Origin of the sequence: Catenibacillus scindens, from assembly GCF_014202115.1 — a bacterium.
In the GTDB taxonomy this organism is placed as follows: domain Bacteria; phylum Bacillota; class Clostridia; order Lachnospirales; family Lachnospiraceae; genus Catenibacillus; species Catenibacillus scindens.
This window is the reverse complement of sequence record NZ_JACHFW010000001.1, coordinates 246,138-271,232: the sequence shown is the minus strand read 5'-3', so window position 1 is coordinate 271,232 and position 25,095 is coordinate 246,138. Positions and strand designations below refer to the sequence as shown.

At 46.6% G+C, this 25,095-nt stretch carries 16 protein-coding genes; 13 read left to right on the top strand and 3 right to left on the bottom strand.

The genetic code is table 11. The features are described 5' to 3' along the window. The first annotated feature begins 235 nt into the window (after positions 1-235). The gene (locus tag HNP82_RS01075) at positions 236-1,630 is read left to right on the top strand and encodes an ATP-binding protein (protein WP_183770501.1); all 1,395 of its coding nucleotides are present in this window, start codon (positions 236-238) and stop codon (positions 1,628-1,630) included. Positions 1,631-1,737: 107 nt separating this feature from the next. Here the strand turns inward: HNP82_RS01075 and HNP82_RS01070 are convergent, their stop codons facing one another. Continuing rightward, the gene (locus tag HNP82_RS01070; protein ID WP_183770499.1) at positions 1,738-3,471 is read right to left on the bottom strand and encodes an ABC transporter ATP-binding protein; all 1,734 of its coding nucleotides are present in this window, start codon (positions 3,469-3,471) and stop codon (positions 1,738-1,740) included. Positions 3,472-3,750: 279 nt separating this feature from the next. Here HNP82_RS01070 and ispG point away from each other — a divergent pair, with 279 nt between their 5' ends. Continuing rightward, positions 3,751-4,812 (top strand): flavodoxin-dependent (E)-4-hydroxy-3-methylbut-2-enyl-diphosphate synthase, encoded by a 1,062-nt coding sequence (ispG, locus tag HNP82_RS01065; RefSeq protein WP_183770497.1) that lies wholly within the window; start codon positions 3,751-3,753, stop codon positions 4,810-4,812. Then, a complete protein-coding gene (locus HNP82_RS01060; protein WP_183770495.1) occupies positions 4,809-9,344 on the top strand; it encodes a PolC-type DNA polymerase III in 4,536 nt (1,511 codons plus the stop codon). Before ispG ends, HNP82_RS01060 begins: the two co-directional genes overlap by 4 nt. A 46-nt stretch (positions 9,345-9,390) precedes the next feature. Here HNP82_RS01060 and HNP82_RS01055 read toward each other — a convergent pair whose 3' ends face one another. Continuing rightward, positions 9,391-11,886: a GH39 family glycosyl hydrolase gene (locus HNP82_RS01055; protein ID WP_183770493.1), complete on the bottom strand. Its 2,496-nt coding sequence runs from the start codon at positions 11,884-11,886 to the stop codon at positions 9,391-9,393. A 285-nt stretch (positions 11,887-12,171) separates the two neighbouring features. Here HNP82_RS01055 and HNP82_RS01050 point away from each other — a divergent pair, with 285 nt between their 5' ends. The 4 genes from HNP82_RS01050 to HNP82_RS01035 all read left to right on the top strand — a co-directional run bounded on the left by HNP82_RS01050 (position 12,172) and on the right by HNP82_RS01035 (position 17,612). Then, positions 12,172-13,755: an ABC transporter substrate-binding protein gene (locus tag HNP82_RS01050; RefSeq protein ID WP_183770490.1), complete on the top strand. Its 1,584-nt coding sequence runs from the start codon at positions 12,172-12,174 to the stop codon at positions 13,753-13,755. A 14-nt stretch (positions 13,756-13,769) separates the two neighbouring features. Continuing rightward, positions 13,770-16,220: a glycoside hydrolase family 2 TIM barrel-domain containing protein gene (locus HNP82_RS01045; protein WP_183770488.1), complete on the top strand. Its 2,451-nt coding sequence runs from the start codon at positions 13,770-13,772 to the stop codon at positions 16,218-16,220. 19 nt (positions 16,221-16,239) lie between these two features. Continuing rightward, the gene (locus tag HNP82_RS01040; RefSeq protein ID WP_183770486.1) at positions 16,240-17,067 is read left to right on the top strand and encodes an alpha/beta hydrolase; all 828 of its coding nucleotides are present in this window, start codon (positions 16,240-16,242) and stop codon (positions 17,065-17,067) included. 308 nt (positions 17,068-17,375) lie between these two features. Then, positions 17,376-17,612, top strand: a complete 237-nt coding sequence (locus HNP82_RS01035) for a DUF3502 domain-containing protein (RefSeq protein WP_183770484.1) — start codon at positions 17,376-17,378, stop codon at positions 17,610-17,612. A 73-nt stretch (positions 17,613-17,685) separates the two neighbouring features. Here the strand turns inward: HNP82_RS01035 and HNP82_RS01030 are convergent, their stop codons facing one another. Next, positions 17,686-18,687: a LacI family DNA-binding transcriptional regulator gene (locus HNP82_RS01030; RefSeq protein ID WP_183770482.1), complete on the bottom strand. Its 1,002-nt coding sequence runs from the start codon at positions 18,685-18,687 to the stop codon at positions 17,686-17,688. Between the two features lie 303 nt (positions 18,688-18,990). Between HNP82_RS01030 and HNP82_RS01025 the strand changes: the two genes are divergently transcribed. The 6 genes from HNP82_RS01025 (at position 18,991) to HNP82_RS01000 (ending at position 25,079) form a co-directional block, all read left to right on the top strand. Continuing rightward, the gene (locus HNP82_RS01025) at positions 18,991-20,433 is read left to right on the top strand and encodes a 6-phospho-beta-glucosidase (RefSeq protein ID WP_183770480.1); all 1,443 of its coding nucleotides are present in this window, start codon (positions 18,991-18,993) and stop codon (positions 20,431-20,433) included. A 19-nt stretch (positions 20,434-20,452) separates the two neighbouring features. Beyond that, positions 20,453-21,079 carry a PTS transporter subunit EIIB gene (locus tag HNP82_RS01020; protein ID WP_183770478.1) on the top strand — a complete coding sequence of 209 codons (627 nt, stop codon included), beginning with the start codon at positions 20,453-20,455 and terminating at the stop codon, positions 21,077-21,079. Next, the gene (locus HNP82_RS01015; RefSeq protein ID WP_183770476.1) at positions 20,968-21,288 is read left to right on the top strand and encodes a PTS sugar transporter subunit IIA; all 321 of its coding nucleotides are present in this window, start codon (positions 20,968-20,970) and stop codon (positions 21,286-21,288) included. Before HNP82_RS01020 ends, HNP82_RS01015 begins: the two co-directional genes overlap by 112 nt. 144 nt (positions 21,289-21,432) lie before the next feature. After that, complete coding sequence (locus HNP82_RS01010) at positions 21,433-22,548, top strand: hypothetical protein (protein ID WP_183770474.1); 1,116 nt, start codon at positions 21,433-21,435, stop codon at positions 22,546-22,548. A 190-nt stretch (positions 22,549-22,738) separates the two neighbouring features. Then, positions 22,739-23,623: a DegV family protein gene (locus HNP82_RS01005; protein WP_183770472.1), complete on the top strand. Its 885-nt coding sequence runs from the start codon at positions 22,739-22,741 to the stop codon at positions 23,621-23,623. A 217-nt stretch (positions 23,624-23,840) separates the two neighbouring features. After that, on the top strand, positions 23,841-25,079 hold the full coding sequence (locus HNP82_RS01000) for an ammonium transporter (RefSeq protein WP_183770470.1): 1,239 nt from the start codon (positions 23,841-23,843) through the stop codon (positions 25,077-25,079). The last annotated feature ends 16 nt before the right edge of the window (positions 25,080-25,095 follow it).

Below are 25,095 nucleotides of genomic sequence, written 5' to 3'. Positions count from 1 at the left end.
CGATAAAACCCAGGAGAGGGATAGCTTTTGTCATCCCGATCCTGGGTTTTGCATATTTAGTCAGTTGTAAATTAGTCAGATGTAAATTAGTAAAGTATAAATTAGTAAAGTTAAATTGACTAAATAGTGTTTTTATGTTATTTTTATAGTGAACCCTCCGGAGGATGGGCACAATTTTTGTTATAAGATTCCTGTAAATTTGCAATCATAAAGTCAGAGAAGGAGGCGGGCCTGTATGTTTGTTGGCAGAGAGAGGGAGCTTGGGGCGCTGAGTCAATTATATTCTTCAGGCAAGTTTGAGTTTGTTGTGCTTTATGGCCGGCGCCGGGTCGGCAAGACAGCTCTGATCAATGAGTTTATTAAAGATAAAAAAGCGATTTATTTTATGGGGGTGGAGAGCAACGCCAAACAGAATCTGGAAAATTTCAGCAGAAGTATTCTGGAATTTGGCACAGGTATGTCACTGGAGACGTCCTTTTTAAATTTTCAGGCGGCTTTAGAGTATGTATTTAATATGGCGCAAAATGAGCGCCTTATCTTAGTCATTGACGAATATCCTTATGTTGCCCGATCGCAGGAAAGCCTTGCGTCCACACTCCAGCTTCTCATAGACAAGTACAAAAATACTTCCAGGCTGATGCTGATTCTCTGCGGCTCCTCCATGTCCTATATGGAAGATCATGTCCTGGCGTATAAAGCGCCTTTATACGGCCGGCGGACTGCTCAGATGAAGATCCTTCCTTTTGATTTTTTCAATGTTTACCAATATCTGGAAGATTTTACGCCCCAAGACCGGGCGTTGATTTACGGCATGGTGGGAGGAACGCCTCAATATCTGCTTATGATGGATGGTCGGCTAAGCGTGGAGGACAATATAAAAAATACATTTTTAAATCCTATTTCATCCATTTACGAGGAACCGGAAAATCTTCTGAAACAGGAAGTCCGTGAACCTGCCTTGTACAATGCCATCATTACCGCTATTGCGGGCGGCGCGTCCCGGATGGCAGAAATTTCAACAAAAGTAGGGGAAAGTACAAGTGTGTGCGCCACCTATCTGAAAAACTTAATCGGGCTGGGACTTGTGCAAAAAGAGACGCCTTATGGGGAAAAAAATTCAAGAAAGTCAGTCTATTGTATTGATGACAATATGTTCCGTTTTTGGTACAGATTTATTCCGGAAAATAATTCTCTCATAGCCAGGGGAGCCGTTGATCTGGCTTACCGCAGGATCGAACCCCTTCTGGCAGATTATATGGGAAAAATTTTTGAGGATATCTGCCGGCAATATCTTTGGAAATTGCTGATGGATGGGCGGTGCCCTGTAGATTTCAAAGATCTTGGCCGTTGGTGGGGGACTGATCCGGCAGCGCGTAGCCAGACAGAAATTGATATTATGGGGGAGCAGGACAGGGAAAATGCTCTTTTTGGCGAGTGCAAGTGGACAAACAGTAAAGTCGATACGGGGGTACTGGATACTTTGGAGTATCGCAGCCAGTTATTTACTTATAAAAACACAAGATTATTTCTTTTCTCAAAGGCTGGTTTTACGGCAGGTTGCCGTCAAAAAGCCAGCGTCATGGGAAACGTGGAGTTAATCACATATGAGGATATTGTAAAAGATATTTGAAGAAAAAACCCAGGACAGGGACGGCAAAAGTCATCCCGATTCTGGGTTTTATTTTTGCGGGCACCGAGCCAGACGGACGCGCTCGCGCGTCCATTTGACTTCATAAATTACCGCTCAAACTGCATCTGGTAATAGTGGGCGTAAATACCGTTAAGTTTCATCAGATCATCGTGAGTGCCCCGCTCTGTGATCTTGTTGTCAGATACTACAAGGATCTCATCGGCGTTTCGGATGGTGGAGAGGCGGTGGGCGATGGTGATGGTTGTACGGTTTTTGGACAGATCTTCCAGGCTTTTCTGGATCCAGCGCTCGCTCTCATTATCCAGGGCGCTTGTGGCCTCATCCAGAATAAGGATAGGCGGGTTTTTAAGAAAGACCCTGGCGATGGAAATACGCTGCTTCTGTCCGCCGGACAGGCGTGTGCCCCTCTCGCCCACAAAGGTATCATAGCCGTCGGGAAGGGACATGATAAAGTCATGAATATTGGCCTTTTTAGCTGCCTCAATGATCTCGTCCATGGAAGCGTCCGGCTTGCCGTAGGAAATATTTTCTTTCACAGTGCCGCAGAACAGGTATACGTCCTGTTGGACAATACCGATCTGGCTGCGCAGGGACTTTAATGTGAGCTTGCTCACATCTTTGCCGTCAATGGTGATCCGGCCGCCGGTAATGTCATAAAAGCGGGGCAGCAGATTGCAGATGGTTGTCTTGCCGGAACCGGATGGCCCTACAAGGGCGATAGATTCCCCGGCAGGGATAGTAAAGGACACATCCGAGAGAACAAGGGTGTCGTCGTCGGAATAATGGAAGGACACATGGTCATAGGTAACTTCCCCTTTAACATCGGTCAAAGGTTTTGCATCGGGGGCGTCCTCAATATCCGGGTCTGTCTCCATGACCGCGATAAAGCGACGGAAGCCGGACAGACCTTTCTGCATCATTTCCGTCAGCTCAACAAGGATCTGGATAGGGCTGATGAAAATGCCGATATACAGGGCGTACATGGCCAGATCTGCAACATCCATCTGCCCCTGGGCGATGAGAAATCCACCGAAGATTAATGTGACAAGATACATCATTCCCTGGAAAAAGGAGTTCCAGCTCATAAACTTTCCCATACACTTATAGTTGCCGTCTTTGGACATAAGGAAAGCCTGGTTGCTTTTTCTGAATTTATGGCGCTCAATGTCTTCATTGGCAAAGGACTGCACCACGCGGATGCCGGCAAGTGTATCCTGAAGGCTGGAATTGACCTCGCCGATCTTTCTGCGGTTGTCCATGAAGGTTTCCTGAATACGGCTGTTTTGTGTGAAGGAAAAAATAAACATAATGACCACCAGGATCAGCAGAGGAATGGCCAGCCGCCAGTTGATCAGAAACAGGAAAATAAAAGAACCGATGATCTTTATGAGAGAGATAAACAGGTTCTCAGGCCCGTGATGGGCAAACTCGGCAATGTCGAAAAGGTCGGACACAAGCTTGCTCATCATCTGGCCGGAATTATTCTGATCGTAGTAGGAAAAAGAAAGCTTTTCATAGTGGTCAAAAAGCTGTTGGCGCATATCCCGCTCCATATTGGCGCCCATCATATGTCCCTGATAGCTGACATAATATTTGCACAGGCATTGAATGATGTACATGATAAGCATTCCAATACCCAGGGGAAGAAGAGATTTCATAATAACGTCCCGGCCCTGAGTGAACAAAGAATTAGTGGCGCTTCTCAGAATCTGAGGGTAGATCAGATCCACAACGCTGATAATAGCAGCGCATATAAGGTCAATAAAGAAAACCGCTTTATAGGGTTTGTAATAATGGATGAATTTTTTCAGTGTATCCATGGTGTATCCTCTCTCTCTTATTTTTAGCGATGGCAAATCACTTGTATTTTAGCAGTTTTATGGACCCTGTGTCAATGAGAGAAAAGTGTAACGGTCAGATCGTGAACGGCTGTAGAAAAGACCGGGATCGCTGTTCACGGGTATTGTTCCTGAGAAAAATTTCATGTATAATAGGTAAGACAAGTCGCTGTTCCTCTGTGAACAGTAACAGAAACTGTATGGCGGATGTCCGGAATATAATTTTCGGATGGATTTTTTATAGAAGTAGGGAGTGTTGATATGCTCAGAGAAAATACAAAGGTGGTAGATATTGGCGGAGTGAAGATTGGCGGGAATAATCCTATTGCCATTCAGTCCATGTGCAATACAAAAACCGAGGATGTGGCGGCAACGGTAGCCCAGATCCATGCTCTGGAGGACGCCGGATGTCAGATCGTCCGGGTGGCTGTGCCGGATATGAACGCAGCCCAGGCTATTAAAGACATTAAGGAGCAGATCCATATTCCTCTGGTGGGGGATATCCATTTTGATTACCGCCTGGCTCTGTCAGCCATTGAAAACGGGGTGGACAAGATCCGGATTAATCCGGGAAATATTGGCAGTATGGATCGGATTAAAGCTGTGGTTGACGCGGCGAAGATGAAAAATATCCCTATCCGTGTAGGTGTCAACAGTGGTTCTCTGGAAAAACACATTATTGAAAAATACGGACATGTGACAGCGGAGGGGATTGTAGAGAGCGCATTGGACAAAGTCCGTATCATTGAGGATCTTGGCTATGATAATCTGGTGATCAGCATTAAATCATCCGATGTAATGATGTGCGTGAAAGCCCATGAGCTGATTGCCAAAGAAACATCCTATCCTCTTCATATTGGTATTACAGAGTCGGGAACTATTATTTCCGGAAATATTAAATCGGCGGTAGGTCTCGGCATTATGCTCTATGAAGGCATTGGAAATACGATCCGCGTGTCTCTCACCGGAGATCCGGTGGAGGAAGTGAAGTCGGCTAAACTGATTTTAAAAGCCCTTGGACTGCGCAAAGGAGGCATTGAGGTTGTCTCCTGTCCCACCTGCGGACGGACCTGTATTGACCTCATCGGCCTTGCCAATAAAGTAGAAAATATGGTTCAGTCTTATGACCTGGATATTAAAGTGGCGGTTATGGGATGCGCTGTCAACGGACCTGGCGAGGCGAAAGAGGCGGATGTAGGCATTGCCGGGGGTAAAGGCGAGGGATTGCTGATCAAGAAAGGGCAGATTGTGAAAAAGCTTCCGGAAGATCAGTTGTTAAACGCTCTTAAATATGAGCTGGATCACTGGGGAGATGTTCAATGAGTACACCCTTTTTTCAGGTATTTCCTGATCTGAAATTAAACGGCCCGCTGACCGATCTGTTTGAGCGGGTGACCATAGATAAGGTCACAGCCGCCCGGTCAAAAAAACGGCTGAAAGTTCATATTGAAAGTGAATATCTCATCGAAAAAAAGAAAATCCATATGGTGGAAAATGAGATCAAGGCGCAGATGTTTAATGATCCTGAGATTGAGATACGTCTGATCGAACATTATAAACTTTCCGATATGTATACCCCGGAGCGGCTTTTTACCCTCTATGAGGACTCTTTTGAGGACGAACTGCGGGAGGAGAGCGAGCTTGAGGCCAATATTTTTCACTGGGCACAGAAGGAGTTTGTCAATAATTCTTCCCTGAAGCTGACCTCCGATGATAATTTTATCACGGCAACAAAGATGGAGCATGTGAAAGCAAAGCTCATTGCCATTTACCAGGAGCGCTTCGATTTTGAACTGGATGTGCGGGTGGAGTTAAAGCCGGAGAAAAAGAGCCGTCAAAAAGAAATGGCGGAGGAGGCCCTGAATCAGGAGATTGCTCAGATTGTCAAGGATTATGAGAAGGCCAAAAAAGAGAGTGCCGCTCATGACAGCCAGGAAGGGGGCAAAAGCGCTGACGGCGGCCAGGCTCAGAAGGGAAGTTTTGGAGCAAATCCGGGGAATGATGGAAAGAAGCCGTCCTGGCGAAGAGAAAACTACCAGCCCAGAAAGCCGGTGGATGATAAAGATATTTTTTATGGCCGGGGCTTTGAGGGCGATATCACCCCTATCAGTGATATTACCGACGAGATCGGAGATGTGGTTATTCACGGCCAGGTCTTTGCTTTTACAAAGGACGATAAGGTGGAGACTCGTGAAATCCGCAACGAAAAGACGATCGTCATTTTTAAGATCACTGACTTTACGGATACTATTAAGGTCAAACTTTTTGTGAAAAATGATTTTCTCCCCGATGTTTTGGCCAACGTTAAGACCGGTGCCTTTTTAAAGCTGAAAGGGATGGCGGTGTATGACAAATATGACCGTGAAATCTCTATTGGCTCCGTAGTAGGTATTAAGACGATTACGGATTTCAGAAAGAAACGTATGGATACATGTACGTTAAAGCGGGTGGAACTTCACGCCCACACCATGATGAGCGATATGGACAGTGTGGCTGACTGTAAGACTATGGTAAAGACCGCGGCGGCCTGGGGACATCCGGCCATTGCTATCACAGACCATGGGGTTGTTCAGGCATTTCCTGACGCTAACCATGCCATTGAAGATCTGGATAAAGCCTACAAAAAACAGTATGAGAAAGACCATCCTGACGCAACAAAGGAGGAACTGGCGGCGGTAAAAAATCCCTTTAAGGTGATTTATGGCTGTGAAGCTTATATTGTGGACGATCTAAAGCCTATTGTGGATAACGGTCACGGAGAGCGTTTAGACAGTGACTTTGTTGTCTTTGATATTGAGACTACCGGGTTCAGTTACATGAACGACCATATTATTGAGATCGGCGCGGTCAAGGTGGTGGGCGGGCAGATCGTAGATCGCTTTTCCGCTTTTGTCAACCCCGGCGTTCCTATTCCTCTGGAGATTGAAAAACTGACGGGGATCAATGACGCCATGGTGGTGGACGCCCCGGATATTTCCGTGATACTTCCGGAATTTATGGAATTTTCCGAAGGGTGCATGATGGTGGCCCACAACGCGGAATTTGATATGAGTTTTATTCGCTATAACTGTCAGCAGCAGGGCATTGACAGAGATTTTGTCACGGTGGACACTTTAGGTATCGCCAGAGCCCTTTTGCCGGACCTTAAAAACTATAAGCTGGATACAGTGGTGGAGGCCATGGACTGTGTTTTGGAAAACCATCACCGGGCGGTGGATGATGCCGAGGCGACGGCCCATGTTTTTGTCAAGTTTATTGACCGACTCAAGAAAATGGACGTCCACGACCTGACCGCCTTAAACGCCATGAGCAGTATGTCTGTCCATGCCATCCAGAAGGCCCGGTCTTTCCACTGTATTATCCTTGTGAAAAATGAGACGGGACGGATCAATCTGTACCGCCTTGTGTCAGAGGCCCATCTGACTTACTATGCCCGACGGCCAAGGATTCCCAAAAGTCTTTTAAATAAATATAGGGACGGTCTGATCATTGGCTCGGCCTGCGAGGCGGGAGAGCTTTTCCGGGCTCTTGTGGACAGGCGTCCGCCTCAAGAGATTGCCAGAATTATCAGTTTTTACGATTATCTGGAAATTCAGCCCATCGGCAACAATCAGTTTATGATTGATGACCCTAAGCATCCCGACGTTCACAGTGAGGAAGATCTCAGGGAATTTAACCGCCAGATCGTAAAGCTTGGGGAAATGTTTGAAAAACCGGTGTGCGCCACCTGCGATGTCCATTTCCTCAATCCGGAGGATGAACTTTACCGACGTCTGATTATGTACGGCAAAGGGTTTGACGATGCGGATAATCAGCCGCCTCTGTTTCTTCGCACAACCGACGAGATGCTGGAGGAATTTGCCTATCTTGGCCAGGAAAAGGCGGAGGAAGTGGTTGTCACCAATACCAACCTGATCGCCGATATGATCGAAAAGATTTCTCCTGTAAGCCCGGATAAGTGTCCGCCGGTCATTGAAAATTCTGACGAAAACCTGCGAACCATCTGTTATGAGAAGGCCCATGAGCTTTACGGCGAAAATCTTCCCACCATTGTGTCCGAGCGTCTGGAGCGGGAGTTAAACTCCATTATCAGCAACGGTTTTGCCGTGATGTACATTATTGCCCAGAAGCTGGTGTGGAAATCGGTGGCTGACGGCTATCTGGTAGGTTCCCGTGGTTCCGTAGGTTCCTCCTTTGCCGCCTATATGGCAGGTATTACTGAGGTAAATTCCCTGCCGGCCCACTATCTTTGCCCTAACTGCAAGTACGTGGATTTTGACTCTGATTATGTGAAAAGTTTTTCCGGGCGGTCAGGGTGTGACATGGAAGATAAGCTTTGTCCAGTGTGCGGCCAGCCCCTTTCCAAGGAAGGTCACGACATTCCCTTTGAGACATTCCTCGGATTTAAGGGAAACAAAGAGCCAGATATCGACCTGAATTTCTCCGGTGAGTACCAAAGTAAGGCTCACAGCTATACGGAAGTTATTTTCGGATACGGTCAGACCTTCCGGGCGGGAACTGTGGGCGGTCTGGCGGATAAGACGGCCTACGGCTACGCCATGCATTACTGCGAGGATCATGGCATGTATAAGAGAAGCTGCGAGATCGAGCGTATGTCTAAAGGCTGTGTCGGCGTGCGGCGCACCAGCGGCCAGCACCCCGGAGGCATTGTGGTTCTCCCTATGGGTATGGAGATTTACACATTTACCCCGGTACAGCACCCGGCCAATGATATGACAACAACCACAGTAACAACCCATTTTGATTACCATTCTATTGATCACAACCTGTTAAAGCTGGATATCCTCGGACACGATGATCCCACAATGATCCGTATGCTTGAGGACATTACCGGGGTGGACGCCACAAAGATCCGCCTGGATGATCCTGACGTACTGTCATTGTTTCACGGACTTGACGCCCTTGGCATCACCCCTGAGGATATCGGCGGCACAGAACTTGGCTCCCTTGGTGTACCGGAGTTTGGCACGGATTTTGCCATGCAGATGCTTAAAGATACCCATCCCACAGCATTTTCCGACCTGGCCCGGATTGCCGGACTGTCCCACGGTACAGACGTGTGGCTGGGCAACGCTCAGAAACTGATCATGGAAGGCACAGCGACCATTTCCACAGCTATCTGTACCCGTGACGATATTATGATCTACCTTATTAACAAAGGCATGGAATCAGAGCTTTCTTTTAAGATCATGGAGAGCGTGCGAAAGGGCAAGGGACTGACGCCGGAGTGGGAGACTGCCATGAAAGAACACGACGTTCCGGACTGGTATATCTGGTCCTGTAAAAAGATCAAGTACATGTTTCCCAAGGCCCACGCTGTGGCCTATGTTATGATGGGCTTCCGTATTGCCTGGTTTAAGATCCACGAGCCTCTGGCTTTTTACGCGGCTTTTTTCAGCATCCGGGCCACATCCTTTAACTATGAGCTGATGTGCCAGGGCAAGGAAGTCCTTGACCGGCATATTAAAAATTATAAGGCGAACCCTAAGCTTTCTCAGAAGGAGGAAGCGACGCTGAAGGATATGCGTCTCGTCCAGGAAATGTACGCCAGAGGATTTGAGTTCCTGCCTGTGGATCTGTACAAATCCGCCGCCACAAAATTCCTCATCGAAGACGGGAAGCTGCGGCCGCCCTTCTCCTCCATTGAGGGCATCGCTGATTCTGCCGGCGAGCTTCTCTATGAAGCGGGCAAAGGCGGAAAATATATTTCCAGAGACGATATCCGCCAGCGTTCCGGCGTGGGCGCGTCGGTGATCGAGACTCTGGCTGCCCAGCATATTCTTGATGGGCTGCCTCAGAGCAATCAGTTGTCAATTTTCGATTTGGGATTATAAAAAACGAAAACACCGGGATGGCCTCCCGGTGTTTTCGCTTAGTTATTTACATGGAATAATGATCTTCCCATGAAATTTCTGCCATCCTCACTTCCAGAGGTTCAAGGCTGCATTCATAGATCAGTGTGCCGTTGTCAGAAGCTGTTTTTCGGATGTGTTGTCCTGGAACCGATATGTCGCGGAGATATTCATAGTCTTTGGGGTGGAGATTTTCAGGCGCTCCCATATCAATCCAGGCGTCAAAGGCGGAACCGTGATTTCGGTTGACATAAGTTTCGCAAATAGTCCATGTACCGTTTTCAACACCTTTCAGATGGGCCTGGACATGGCAGGGGACCAGATCAGGGAAGACGGTGTACCGGTTAGTCAGAGTCATATCAAATAATTCTCCCGAGGACAGCAGTTTATTATAGTGGGTATAATTGTAAAAAATCATAACAAAATGCCGGTTATTTTCATTTTTGGTCATAAAATATCCGGGGCCGGAGGCAATTTTCCGTTCTTCCAGGCGGGACATGAGGCGGAAAATATAATAGACCGGTTTGGGGATACCGTTGGTGGTAAACATACCCAGGCCGCCGTGGAACAGGTGAGACGACGGCTGGATCTCGCCGACAAAATCCGAGATAGACCAGTAGGCGAAAGATTCCAGCCGGTCATAGTTTTTCAGCAGGTTTTCTGTAAGATAACAGGATTTAAAACAGGTATCGTTAATATAGTTCCTCTGGCTGACGGTCAGATTCCATTCCGTCATATAGACGGGAAGATCCTCGATACCGTATTCTTTAAGCTGCGCATACATCTGGTCGATATACCGGGTAAAAGATTCCTCGTCGGGAGATAATCGGTTTAAGACCGAACCGGATGGATAGTTTTCATCCATCGTCAGGTCGTCATCATAATAATGGATGTTTAAAAACTCGGGGACGCACTGGTGTTGACGGCAATAATCGAAAAACGAGTGATACCAGTCCAGGGGATCGCTTAAAATAAACATAAGCGCCGGAGTGCCAAACCACAGCCTCGGGTGGATCTTTTTGACCGCTTTGTAAGTACACTCATAGAGTTTGAAAAAATCTTCTTTATGTTCAAAACCAAACATTTTTACTGTAGTATCCGGTTCGTTCCATACACAAAAAGGCCATGTGAGGACTTCATCCAGACCGTATCTCTCAATACAGTGACCGATGAGCCGGGTGACAAGGAGCGTCCAGCGGTCATAATCTTTGGGAAGACTTGTATTGTATTTCATAAAAAAATTAGTCTTGTCCGGTGCGGAAGCCAGGGCGGAGGGCGTAAATGACAGCTGCATCAGGGGTCTGAGACGGATACTTAATAAAAAGTCAATGATCTTGTCGATCACAGTAAAAGAAAATACCGCCCTGCCGTCAGGAAGTTCATCGTAGACCATTGTATCGTCGGAAAAAATGCCGTGAAAGATAATATATTTAAAAGGCATTTCCGTCTGCACACGGCGAAGGACATCCTGAATTTCCCCGTAGAGCAGTTCGCGGACGCTGCCCAGACAGCAGATATTGCGCCAGGTATGGCGAAGGCGCGTCCCTTTTGCTGAAATATCAATATTTTCAATATCTAATCTTTTTTCTTTTCCGGAAGTTTCCTTTAGCGTGTCATTCAGAAAATTTTCCTTGAGATACCGGGCCAGGGGCGCAAGGGCGGAGGATGAAGTGACTGCAAGATAGTTCACTTCATTCATAAATCTGGTCTGAGGCATGAAATCCAGGTGACGGGAGCGGTATTCTCCCGGAAGAATCCCATATTTTTTCTTAAACAGAGCAGACATTGAGCGGGCATCTGAAAAACCATTCTGAAAGGCAATTTCCGTCAGAGAGTCGGAAGTTGACAAAAGCTGGTCGGTGGCCTTCTCCAGACGGAGATTATTATAATATTCAGAAAAAGTCATGCCCAGATGACTTTTAAAAAAGCGGGACATGGACGGCTGGGAAAAATGAAACATTTCCGCCAGATCTTCCAGACGGATATTGTTTCGGTAATTGTCCTGGATATAATCTGTGATCTGGGCAAGCGTTTTTCCGGCGGCCGGGCGGAGAACCCCGGAAGGTTTTGTCTGAGAAGGAAAGTGTTCCGTCAGTTCGCTGATAATGGCAATTAGATGGAGAAGGGCGCCGAGATCATGTTGACCGCCGCTTTCTTTAACAAGATGGGCCAGGTGAAATTTTATGGGATAAAAGCGGGGATCAGAAGTGTTTTCGGCGGAGCAGCAGTCAAAAGTCACATCTTTATAAGATGTAAGGAAAGGAAACTCTGAAAAGTTTACTTCCAGAGACAGCATCTGGGCATCTTCAGAGTAAAGTTCATGGATTTCCAGTGAATTAATGACTAAAATGTCTTCCGCCTTCAGTAAAATGGCCCGGCTGCCGGTAAAGGTCCGAACCTGGCCGGAGAGGATAAAAAGCAGTTCAAAGGCAGGGTGACGGTGTCTGGAAATACTGACCAGGCGGTAGAGGCACAGTTTTCCCGGAATTTGCCCTGGCAGTGGGATTAATTCGTAATTTTCCATAAAAAACTCCTTAAAATGAGATATAAAAGAACGTATAGCTTGACGTGATTTATTTATGACATAATTATATCATATTTTGTGCAAAAATATAGCATTTTCTTTTATCTTCCCCAAAAAGCAATTCCAGAAAAACAAATAAATATGCAGGAAAGGGGGTGAGGAATGACGTTGTTTTACCGATGAAATTAGACTATGATGTGTCTATCAAAAATAAAAAACTGAAGGTGAAGCAGTTAAAAGGATTTTGCGGCGGATTTTATCAGATTCGCGGGAAGGAGAAAAGTAATGAAACAAAAAGTAATGGCAGGGATTTTAAGTGTGTGTATGATTTCAGGTCTGGCTGCGGGATGCGGAAACTCAGAGCCGGCGCAAAGTACGGCCGGGGAAACCTCTGCGGCATCTGAGGTCGCTGGAACAGAGGCCGCTCAGAATCAGAGTGCGTTTGCCGATGATCCGACAGAAATTGTTGTCGTCTATCCTACAACGTATGCCACCCCGGATCTCCAGATGGTGGAAGACGCTGTCAATGAGATTACCCTGGATAAAATCAATGTTATGGTGGATCTCCAGACTTTTGAACTTGGAAATTATAACGATCAGATCAATCTTATGATCTCGTCGGGAGAAAAATTGGATGCCATGCCTACGTTTTTTTTCGGATCCACAGAATTTACAAGCATGGCAGCCCAAAAACAGCTTATGCCGTTGGATGACCTTCTTGAAGATTATGGTCAGGGAATACTTGACACACTTCCGGCAGATTATTTAGAAACTACACGGATTGAAGGGAAGATTGTCGGTGTTCCTGTCTATAAAGACAATGTCAATACAACATATTTTGCTATGCGAACAGACATTTTGGAAAAATATGGTCTGACAGAACAGGCACAAAATATCCAGAGTGTCGATGATATGGAAGCTATTTTTAAAGTGATTGAGGAAAATGAACCGAATTTGGTTCCTGTTTTCGTAACAAAGGATACGGGGATATTAACATGGGGCGGCTATATGTATGATACTATTGATAATGCTATGTCTTATGAGCCGTTCTGGCAGGAATATATTGTAGGCTTTGATGATGCTCCGGAAAATGTTCAATCCGTTTTTCATTCCGAATATTATGAAAAAGCAGTAGAGAAGGTTCATGAATGGTATGAAGCAGGATATGTTTATAAAGATTCAACAACAACAGAATTGACTAATACAACGGCAATTGCTAATAACGTGGCTTTTTCTATGGTTTTTTCAGCAGAGTATGGAACTGTTATGGATACGGTACAGAATTGTGGATATGACATGACATTGGTAGCTTTATCCAGCCAACCAATCACATCGCAGAAAATTCGCCAGATTGACTGGGTAATCCCGGTAACAAGTACAGAACCGGAGGCGGCAATGCAGTTTATTAATCTTTTATACACAGATGAGCAAATAGTCAATCTTCTGGATTATGGTATCGAAGGCGTTCATTATATTAAAAATGAAGACGGAACGATTAGTCTTCCTGAAGGTGCTGATCCGGCTTCTATGGGATATTATGGAAATATGAGTTTTATGATCGGCAACCAGTATTTATCTTATGTTTGGGATAATTATGATCCGGATACACGCCAAAAATCATTAGAAATTAACAATACAGCCCGTAAATCACCAAACCTTGGCTTTACCTTTGACAGCAGTGATTATGCCAATGAAATCTCCGCGGTAACCAATGTTATTACAGAGTACAGTTCCTCTCTGGTGTGCGGTATTGCCGACCCGGCCACAACGCTCCCTGAGTTTAGGGAAAAACTGGACAATTCCGGAATGAATGTTCTTGTGGACGCTGTCCAGGAGCAGCTTGACGCCTGGATTGCTCAAAATAAGTAATCGGGGGAAGCATTATGAGGGAAATAAAATGGAATGATGGGTGGAAATTCTGGCCTGAGAAAAATGTTTTCGCCCTGGAGTGGTCTGTGCCGGACGATGCAGAGTCTGTCACCGTGCCCCATGACGCAATGCTTATCCACGAGGCATACAGCGCCAGCCCAAACGGGTTAAACACAGGATTTCGGGACGGAGGCGACTATATTTACAGCAAAATGTTTTATGCGCCGCAATCATGGAAAGATCAGACAATCGCAGTAAAATTTGACGGAATATATATGAACAGCTTTATCTATATCAATGGGCATCTGGCAAAACAGATGCCCTACGGCTACACAACCTTTTTGGTGCGGCTGGACCCGTGGCTCAACTATGGCGGGGACAATGAGTTGAGGGTGATTGTGCGCAACGGCGCTATGCCCAACAGCCGGTGGTATTCCGGAAGCGGTATTTACAGGGATGTGTGGTTCCTTGAAGGGGGAAAGGCCTATATTGTTCCGGGCAAGATACGTCTGACGACAGAGTATGCGGATCAAAAAAAAGCGGTGGTTGTGGCCGGGATGACCATAAAAAACCGGATGGCCCGGACGGAAAACTTTCATATTAACATCACCATTCATGATCCGTCAGGCAGGAAAGCTGCCCGGGGCGAGTTCCCGGTGACACTCCTGGAAGATGAAGAAAGTGAATTTAACTATCGTTTTGCCATTAAAGAGCCGATGCTCTGGGACTGTGACCATCCCAATATGTATACATGTACTATCCGCCTTGTCCGTAAGACAGATGGGGAAGATGAGGATGAGCTGGATATTTCCAGGGAAACTTTCGGAGTGAGGACAATCACAGTAGACGCCATTGACGGGTTTTGTGTCAACAAAGTTCCGGTGAAGCTGCGAGGCGCATGTATCCACCATGACAGCGGGCTTTTGGGCGGGGCAACTTTTGAACAGGCCCAGTTCCGCCAGATCCGTATGCTGAAAAAAGCCGGATTTAACGCAGTGCGCATGGCCCATCACCCTATGGCTTCGGCAATGCTTCGGGCCTGCGATCGGGAAGGCATGTATGTCATGGACGAGGCTTTTGATATGTGGAGCCGGAGCAAAACCAGCTATGACTACGGCCTGTTTTTTGAACACTGCTGGGAACAGGATGTGGAAGCCATGATCCGGAAAGATTATAATCATCCGTCGGTAGTTATGTATTCTCTCGGCAATGAGATTTCCGAGATTGGCCTGACCCAGGGGCAGAAAGTATGTCAGATGCTCCAGAACAAGGTTAAAGCCCTGGACCCATCTCGTTTTACACTGGCGGCTGTCAACGGGGCCTTTATTGCCGGAGATAAAGTTCAGGAAATTACAGAGAGTATTCTTGGACAGCCGGCAAACGCTTCACAGGGGAATGTTAATGATTTTATGACCCTGATGCAAAGCCATATGCGGGAAGTTGTTAATCACCCGGTGATCACTGAAAGACTGGAAAAGGCCTTTGCCCTGACAGATATTGCCGGATATAATTATATGGAAACCCGATATGAGAAAGACTGTGAGACTTATCCGGACAGGATTATTGTTGGAAGTGAGACATGTCCTCCGGCCATTGCCTCTATATGGCCTGTGGTGGAAAAACATGCTCAGATTATCGGAGATTTTACATGGACCGGCTGGGATTATCTTGGAGAAGCCGGTGGGGGAATTGTGGCCTATGACGATGAAAAGGGCGGTTTTGCCTCAGATTTCCCAGCTCAGATTTCCTATCAGGGAGATATTGATATTACCGGATTTAGGCGCCCGGCCTCATATTTCAGGGAAATCGTTTTCGGACTGAGGACAGATCCCTATATCGCCGTACAGAATCCGGAGAATTTTGGAAGAGTATGCCATAAAACCCCATGGGCATTAACCGACGGCGTCAGCGGCTGGACATGGGACGGCTGTGAAGGTATGCCGGTTCGGGTCGAAGTCTATGCCCCCGGAGACGAAACAGAGCTGCTGGTCAATAACAAAAGTCTGGGGCGGATGCCGGCAGGGGCGCCGGCGGGATGGCGCGCGCTGTTTGAAACAGTCTATGAACCGGGGGAAATTTGCGCTATTGCCTACAAAGATCATGAGGAGATCGGACGCTTTACCCTGCAAACCGCAAAAAAGGAGCGAAACATTGTTCTTGAACCGGAACCTGGCCTGCCCGGAAAAGATGACGGCGGTGAGCTTGTCTACGTGGATATTAAAATTTGCGACGGCTCTGGCACAGTGGCTTCCGACGCTGCATGGAAAATCAGCGCCCGGGTCAGCGGCGGTGTTCTTATGGGATTTGGCAGCGGAAATCCGAAGCCTTTATATAATTTTAATGGAACTTGTACAGAGACCTTCCATGGGAGAGCTCTGGCGATTATAAAAAAGAAGTCCCCCAGGGACACAGTCGTTGTTGAGATTGCGGGGGAAAACGGATTAAAGACAGAGTGTACGGTATAAAATATTGGAGGAAACAAAGATGGCGATAACGACAACAAGATATTTATCTCCGGCTCTGGGACGTTATGTGACTTTTACGGCAGTGATCCCCTTTGAGGATTATGACTTTTTTATGAATAAAAATGAATATCCATTTACAGACGTGCATCCGCTGCCCACATTATATCTTCTCCATGGAATTACAGGAGACGACAGAGACTGGATTTACGGCACCCAGATTACGGAATTTGCCAGAGAGCATCGTCTGGCTGTGATCATGCCGGATGGACAGAATAATTTTTATGTGGATAACAATCCCTGTGAGTGCTGGGGAAGATTTATCGGAGAGGAGCTTGTCGCAATGACCAGAGCCTTCTTCCCTTTATCAGACCGGCGGGAAGATACATATATCGGAGGTCTTTCCATGGGAGGATACGGGGCATTGCGTAATGGACTGAGGTACAGTCACACGTTCAGCAAGATTATTGCTCTTTCCAGCGCTCTGATTATGGAAGATGCTATAAATTCTACAGAAGAAGCTGAGGTGAATTTTTCAAAAAGAAGTTATTACAATCGGATTTTTGGCGGCGACGTATCGAAACTTCCGGGAAGTGACATGGATATAGAGACATTATTTTTAAAAAATCAGCAGCCGACAGATATTTTTATGGCTGTAGGCAAAGATGATTTTCTGCTGGGAAAAAACAGAAAATTCAAAAAATTCCTGGAAGACCATGGCGCAAGCCTTACCTATTATGAGGATGAGGGCGGCCATGAATGGAATTTCTGGAACAGAAATATTGAAAAAGCTCTTCAGTGGCTATCTTCCGGCGAAAAAAGCTCTGAAAAATATAGTAAACGACTTTAATATCTTTACTTTAATGAACAATACGATTTGTTAATGCTATTATGACATTTAGGCAAAGTAAGAATAATTTTGTCATTTACTATAAATAGACGGTATGGGGAGTCGGCAGTGCCTTAGGCTATCAGACGCTATCTGATTTCATACCATAGGATTCATCTATATGGAAATGTAACTATCAACTGTATAGATGGGAATTGGGATGAGGGGGAGAATTCTTAGAAGTTTACTATACGAGGGGAATAGGGGGACGTAGTTTCTTTAGTGAAACCAGAATATAATGCGTCTAATAAAAATATAGACTGGAAAGTATGGAAAATCAGAGATGTCAGTCTTATCCATATGTTAAAAATGACAATGGCACCATCAGTTTCCCGGAAGGAATGCTGGAAGATTTCCGGAATAAGTTAGATGCCAGCGGTATGCCGACATTGGTTGCCGGTGTTCAGGAACAGTTAGACGCATGGATTGCTGAAAATGGCCTGCAGACATCAGAAAGTGCCGCGTCATCAGACACAGCGCCAATGACCGGGGAGACAGAAGAATGACATAAAAACAGTAAAAATACAGACAGGCGGCTGCGTCACTTCCCGGCGCGGCCGCCTGTCTTCTGCTGTGCAATTAAATTGTCTGTCCCGGCAGTATACCTGTAGGAACAATGACGTGTTTATTTTTTACGGTCTGTCCGTCTATGAGACATTCAAGCTGCCGGCAGGCACTATAGGCAAGCTGGCTGACATTTTGCTGGACGCAGGTGATATTTAAAACACTGCGGGAAGCCAGGGAGATGCCGTCAAATCCGATAATTTTAATATCCTTTGGGATACTTTTTCCCATGCTTTTTACGCCCATGTAAGCGCCAAGGGCCCTCCAGTCGCTGACTGCGAAGACTCCGTCAAAAGGGAAGTTTTTGGTCAGAAGATAGCGGACAATATCCTGACTTTCTGAAAAAGCATCCTTGATGCTTGGAAGATAGAGAAAATGGTTCTCTTCCAGGTGGATTCCTTTTTTTTCATATTCTGATATAAAACCCTGATTACGCTCAAAGGTGCGGTGACTGCGCTCAATGCCGTTGATGAGGATGGGGCGGGTGCAGCCGTGATTAAGGAGTTCCAGGGCGGCAATCTGCCCGGAAGTATAGTGGTCGCTCTGGGTGCAGCAAATATTCGGACAGTCTTCGGGCGAATCATTGCAGTCCAGCCAGACGTGAGGAATACGGGGATTAAGGTGTTCTTTTATCTCAAGATAAGGGCAGCGGATGAGAATGACACCCATAACTCCGGAATCATAAAGTGTATCTAAAGTCTCAGGGATACGGGAATAATCCCGTTCCGAGTTGCAGGCAATGACCTGTATGGACCGGGCAAAAAAATAGTCAGAGATGGACCGGAGCAGTCCCGTGTTGTAGTCTGGATTGTTAATGCGCATGATCACCCCCACTTTGTGGACTTTGGGCCGGGCTGCGGCGGATAAATTATAGCCGTAGACGTCAATAGCGTTCAGAACTTTCTTGCGGGTGTCTTTGGAGACACGCGCATCTTCATTGAGTACTCGGGAGACGGTGGCGGTAGACACGCCGCATTTTTCTGCGATAAATCGAATATTTATATCTTTTTTTCTCATACAGTGACCTCAATTCCCTTTTTTATCTGTCTTTATGAAACATCCTATCATAAATATATGAAAAAATAAAGTCAAAAATGATATATTGTTACAACAAGAGCCGATAGTGCCGCGGCTCGGGGATGACCATAAATGTACGTCCGAAAAATTGCACATTTCTGATGGTATAAAAATGTATAAAATGCTGAAAATAAAAAAGTGAGGATAAAAGTATTGCATTTCTGTGTGTAAATATGATACATAAATTAGTGTAATAAATACATAACATTAGGAAATAATGTTACATAAAAGGAGGCGGGTGTTATGGGATTTCCCCAAAATTTCCTGTGGGGCGGCGCCACGGCGGCAAACCAGTGCGAGGGCGCCTATAATGTTGATGGACGGGGGCTTTCCAGCGTGGATACTATTCCTTTTGGGCCGGATCGTATGAAGGTGGCCAGGGGGGAGATGAAGATGCTGGAGTGCGACTGCGATCACACTTATCCGGCCCATGAGGCCATCGATATGTATCATCGTTACAAAGAAGATATCCGGCTGTTCGGCGAGATGGGGTTTAAGTGTTATCGCTTATCCATTGCCTGGACGCGGATTTTGCCTGAGGGCGACGACGATGAACCTAATGAGGCGGGACTGGCCTTTTACGAAGACCTTTTCCGGGAATGCCATAAATATGGCATTGAACCCCTGGTAACTATTGATCATTTTGATACCCCTGTGGCTCTCATTAAAAAATACGGCGGATGGAAGAGCCCCAAAATGATCGACGCTTATCTGAAATACTGCAGGGCGATTTTTACGCGCTACAAAGATCTGGTCAAATACTGGATTACTTTTAATGAGATCAATATGCTCCTGCATATGTCTTACATGGGCGCGGGAATTATCTTTGAGCCGGGAGAAGATAAGATACAGATTAAATACCAGGCGGCGCACCATGAACTTCTGGCCAGCGCCCAAGCGGTAAAGATGGCCCATGAGATCATACCCGGATGCATGGTGGGCTGTATGCTGGCAGCAGGCCAGTTTTATCCCTACACATGCGCGCCGGAGGATATCTGGGACGGACTGGACAAAGACAGAGACAACTATTTCTTTATTGACGTTCAGGCCAGAGGGGCTTACCCTGTGTGGGCCAGAAAGCGGATGGAGCGTGCCGGCGTTGCCATTGTCATGACAGAGGACGATGAGAAGACGCTGCGGGAGGGCACTGTTGATTTTGTGGCTTTCAGCTATTACAACAGCCGCTGTACCAGCGCGGACCCCGACATTCTGGAAAAACATGCCCGGCCGGGAAACGCTGTGTTCAAATCTGTAGTTAATCCTTATCTGGAATCTTCCGAGTGGGGATGGCAGATTGATCCGCTGGGACTGCGCATTACAATGAACACTTTGTATGACCGGTATCAGAAACCTTTGTTTGTCGTGGAAAATGGCCTTGGCGCCAATGATACCATTGGTGAAGACGGCAAGATCCATGATCCGTACCGCATTGATTTTATGCGACGGCATATTAAGGCTATGGATGACGCCATTACTCTGGATGGCATTCCGGTGATGGGCTACACGGCCTGGGGATGTATTGATCTTGTCTCGGCGTCTACCGGTGAGATGAAAAAGCGGTACGGCATGATCTACGTGGACAAGGACAATGAAGGACGGGGAAGTCTTGAGCGTATGAAGAAGGATAGTTTCTACTGGTACAAAAAAGTGATCGCCACCAACGGTGAAGATCTGTCGGATATTTGATTGAGGGAGGTTGACGCGTATGGATAATAAAGCGTTAGCGACAGAAATATTGAAAAATATCGGCGGGAAAGAAAATGTGAGCAGTGTGGTACACTGCGCCACCCGCCTGAGATTCCGCCTGAAAGATGAGGGCAAGGCGGACACGGAAGCTGTAAAAAAGATTAAAGGCGTACTGTCTGTGGTCAACGCCGGAGGACAGTATCAGGTAGTCATTGGCCCGGATGTGCCCCAGGTTTACCAGGAAGTGGTTGCTGTGGGCGGCTTTGACGCCCAGAAGCCTGTGGAGGACGACGGTCCGGCGGATAAAAATAAGTCAAAGCTCAGTTCTGTGCTGGAAGCTATCGCCAGTATGTTCCAGCCGATTATCCCGGCCATTACCGGAGCTGGTCTTTTAAAGGCGATTATGGCTCTGCTGGTGGCTGTGGGCGTGCTGGACACAACAACACAGACCTATACCATCCTTAACACTTTCGCGGACGCGGCTTTCTACTTCCTGCCGATCTTACTTGCGGCCAGCGCCGCCAAGCGGTTTAAGTGCAATCAGTTTGTAGCTATGGCTCTGGGCGGTATCTTAGTATATCCTCAGTTTATCAGCCTGATCAGCGCGGCACCGGTCTGCTGGTCCATATCGGCATTGACACCGTAAGCCTTGAAGGCAAGGGCTTCCACGTTCTTAAAAAGCAGGGAGACACAGTGCGGGCCGGAGAGCCTGTAGTCCGTGTAGATCTGGATGTGGTGGAAAAAGCCGGACTTTCCATGCAGACTATGATCATAGTAACTGAGCCTGCCAGCGATACCCCTGTAGCTTTCATCAATTTCGGAAAAGTTCAGCGTGGACAGGTGATTAATAAATAATATAAAAATGGCGGACAGCATATAAAAAACTGCTGTCCGCTATTTTTTGCCTGCCTGTTGGCAAGCGTATATAAACCGGTTGCCACAATCTTAAAAATGGTATATGCTAAGATCAGATACACGAAAGAAAAGGGGGTATTTGCTTTGGATTTTTCATGGGAAAATAATATATTTGGATTGGAAGACAATATAAAACAGTGGGTAAGACTGGGAGAAGAGATGGAAAAATATGTCATACGGGGGGAGGCGTCTGATGATCTGGACACCATTCTCCATACGGCGCCGGAGTCCCTCCTTGACTGGATCATGGAAACGTGGAATATGGCGCCGGAAAATGTGGACAGACCTGGAAAAGAGGCGATGACGAAGGAAGTCATCGAGAAAACTTTTGGAACTAATAAAGAGTACATGGCCCCTCAGGTATTTAAGCTGTTTGCGAAATATGAAGCCGGCGAAAACATGACTGGGGAAGATATGCTGTTGATGTGGACGGAACTGGTGGAGAAAGGCTGGGGATTTTTCTTTATGGACAATGAGGGGCACGTGGTGCCGGTGATCCCCAAAACCATTATGGATATGTTCAAAAGGCTTCTGACAGATGAGCAGGAAAAGGTCAACCTGTCATTTATCCATTTTGTCCGGCTGACGTTGCACGCTTTTGTAAACATCTTCGGGGTGACTGAGAAGGAAAAAATCATACAATATGTGGCAAAAGAATTTGATCAATGGGATGACATAAAGGAAACCGCAGGCTATGTCCTTGACAATCTGTTGGATACGGAAGACGGGGTATGGCAGGATAAAGAGTATGTCATATCCGCAGATCTTGAAAATCGCATGGAATACCGCAGGATTCTCCGCCAGGCCAGAGAAAACGATTATTTTTCCCCATCCTATGATCAGATTGAAGTTTATAAAGATACTATTGTGGATGAAAATGATCCCCGTTTTAAAGCTATGGAAAAAAATATCAAAAAATTTACGGCCGGCGAAGAGGACGCCCGGACACTGCTGAATTATATTGTGTATCGGGTAGTGGAAGAGGACGCCGGGATCGGGGACGTGGCCGCGATCATGGCCGACAGCGTGGAGACATTTCCATCCAGACATACGGACAGTTTTATGGAAAGCTGTAATGATTGGATGTATTATGTGGGCCGGTGGGCTAATCGGGGAAGATCTAATGCGCAGATAGGGAAGCCAAAAATCGGTGTCAGCAGGCAGTTTTTGTCCGAGGGCCATAAAAAAAGTCATCTCTGAAATGAGATCGGGTAAAATAGGGCTAGGATTTAGCGGTATATTGTGATATAATAGCTCAAAAGCATAAGTAGTATTTGAAACTATGTATGCGATTGCATGGTGTTTTTCTGGCGGCTGTGCGGACGCTTTTTTGTGATTGCGCCATAGCGCTTTTGCTGCCGTCAGAGACCATTTCAATTTGGAGGCTATTATGTTATATGAGATTTTTGCAGACAGCGGCTGTGATATTCCTCTGGATCTTATGAAGAAATGGAATATCCATCCGGTATATTTTTATGTTTCCTTTGATGGAGAAACATACAGGAAAGAAAAGCTGGAAGTGGATACTACGGATTATTATACAAGAATGATTGAAGAAAATGCCTTTCCCAAAACCTCACTGCCAAGCGTCCAGGATTATGTGGACGCCTTTACGCCGGTGGTCAAAGAGGGAAAGGGGATTATATGCATCTGTATGTCCGGTAAACTGAGCGGTTCCCATCAGTCGGCGAAGACGGCCAGGGATATATTGCTGGAGACTTACCCCAAGGCGCATATTAAAGTTATTGAGAGCAAGATGTGTACAGTGGATGAGGGCCTGTATGTCCTTGAGGCGGCCCGGATGAGAGATGCGGGCGTCAGCTATAAAGACGCGGTAGCTCATCTCAAGAGAATTCTGACTACGGGAAGGATCTGTTTTACTGTTGGCAATCTGGATCACCTGAAGAGGGGCGGAAGAATCGGAAAAGTCGCCTTTATCGCGGGAAGCGCTCTTGGTATTAAGCCGTTGATTGTCATGAAAGACGGTGAGATCTTTTCCGGCGGCATTGCCCGTAATAAAGCGAAGGCCCTCAAGAAATTGCTGGAGATCGCCAGGGATTATTTTGAGAAAGCCGGGGAAAATCCCAACAATTACCGCTTCTGTGTGGGTATGAACATTGACCGCGAAGAGGCGCGGACGCTGGCCGGCCAGGTGAAGGACACGTTCTGGCTGGGCGAGGATGTGCCTATATGGCAGATTGGAGCCACGGTGGCCACCCATACCGGACCTTACGCTCTGGGCTTTGGCTTTGTAAAAAAATATGACGCCAGATAGGACAGAACCAGGCTGTAGAAAGTCTTTGGTTTTCGGACTTAATGTATAATTGTATACAAAAAAATGCAAAAATGGGCTTGCATTGAAAAATCAAATGTGCTAAAATGCATTGCATAACGAGGACGTTAGATCAAAAGTATCTGCGTCCTCTTTTTTTGGTTTTATATACGTATATCTGACCGAATTCAAAGTGAGAGAGTTTGAAGGAGGAATCGTTATGAACAGTGGCGATACAGCTTTTATCATTGTTTCAGCAGCGTTAGTATTTTTTATGACGCCTGGCCTGGCCTTTTTCTATGGAGGCCTTGTACGGCGGAAAAATGTAGTGAATACTATGATGGCATGTGTGGCTATCATGGGCCTTTCAGTAGTGATGTGGGCGCTTTTTGGGTATTCATTATCTTTTGGCGGAAACCATGCCGGCATTATTGGAGATTTCCGCTGGTTTGGATTAAATGGCGTGGGTATGGAGACAGGCCCCTATGCGGACACTATTCCCCATCTTGTTTACTGTGGTTTTCAGATGATGTTTGCTATGATCACACCGGCACTGATCACTGGCGCTCTGGTGGGGCGTATCCGTTTTAATGCATTATTTATTTTTATCATTCTGTGGTCCATTGTTGTTTACTATCCGATGGCCCATATGGTTTGGGGAGAAGGCGGTTTTCTCGCTTCTATCGGTTCTGTAGACTTTGCCGGCGGCAATGTCGTTCATATCAGCTCCGGCGTCAGCGCCCTTGTGATGGCTATTCTTCTTGGAAAGCGGCGCGGTTATGAAAAAGTAACTTATCGCATCCATAATATTCCATTTGTTGTCCTGGGCGCAGGCCTTCTGTGGTTTGGATGGTTTGGCTTTAACGCGGGAAGCGCTCTGGCAGCCGATGGACTTGCGGCTCACGCGTTTATGACAACTGCGATTTCCGCGGCATCCGCTCTCCTTTCCTGGATGCTCATGGATGTGATTAAAGGAGGAAAACCAACCCTTGTGGGCGCCTCCACAGGTCTTGTTGTGGGCCTTGTAGCTATTACGCCGGGAGCAGGATTTGTACCGGTCTGGTCATCCTTTATCATTGGCTTTTTGGTAAGTCCCATCTGCTGCTTTGGTGTATCTCTTGTTAAAAAGAGGCTCAAGATTGATGATGCTCTGGACGCTTTTGGCTGCCATGGTATCGGCGGTATCTGGGGCGGTATTGCCACAGGACTTTTCGCCCAGTCTTCCATCAATGACGTAGCTCAGTGGGATGGCCTTGTATTCGGCGAAACCCGGCTTTTTGTGGCTCAGATCATCGGTATTATAGTTACTATAGCAGTAGCTGTTGTCGGCACACTGATCTGCGCCGGTATTGTCCGGATCTTCACGCCGCTGAGAGCCAGCGTAAAAGAAGAACAGGTCGGCATGGATGTTTCTCAGCATGGAGAGCAGGCATATCCAAGCTTTAACGGGCTTGATTGATGATGGGAGGTCTTTG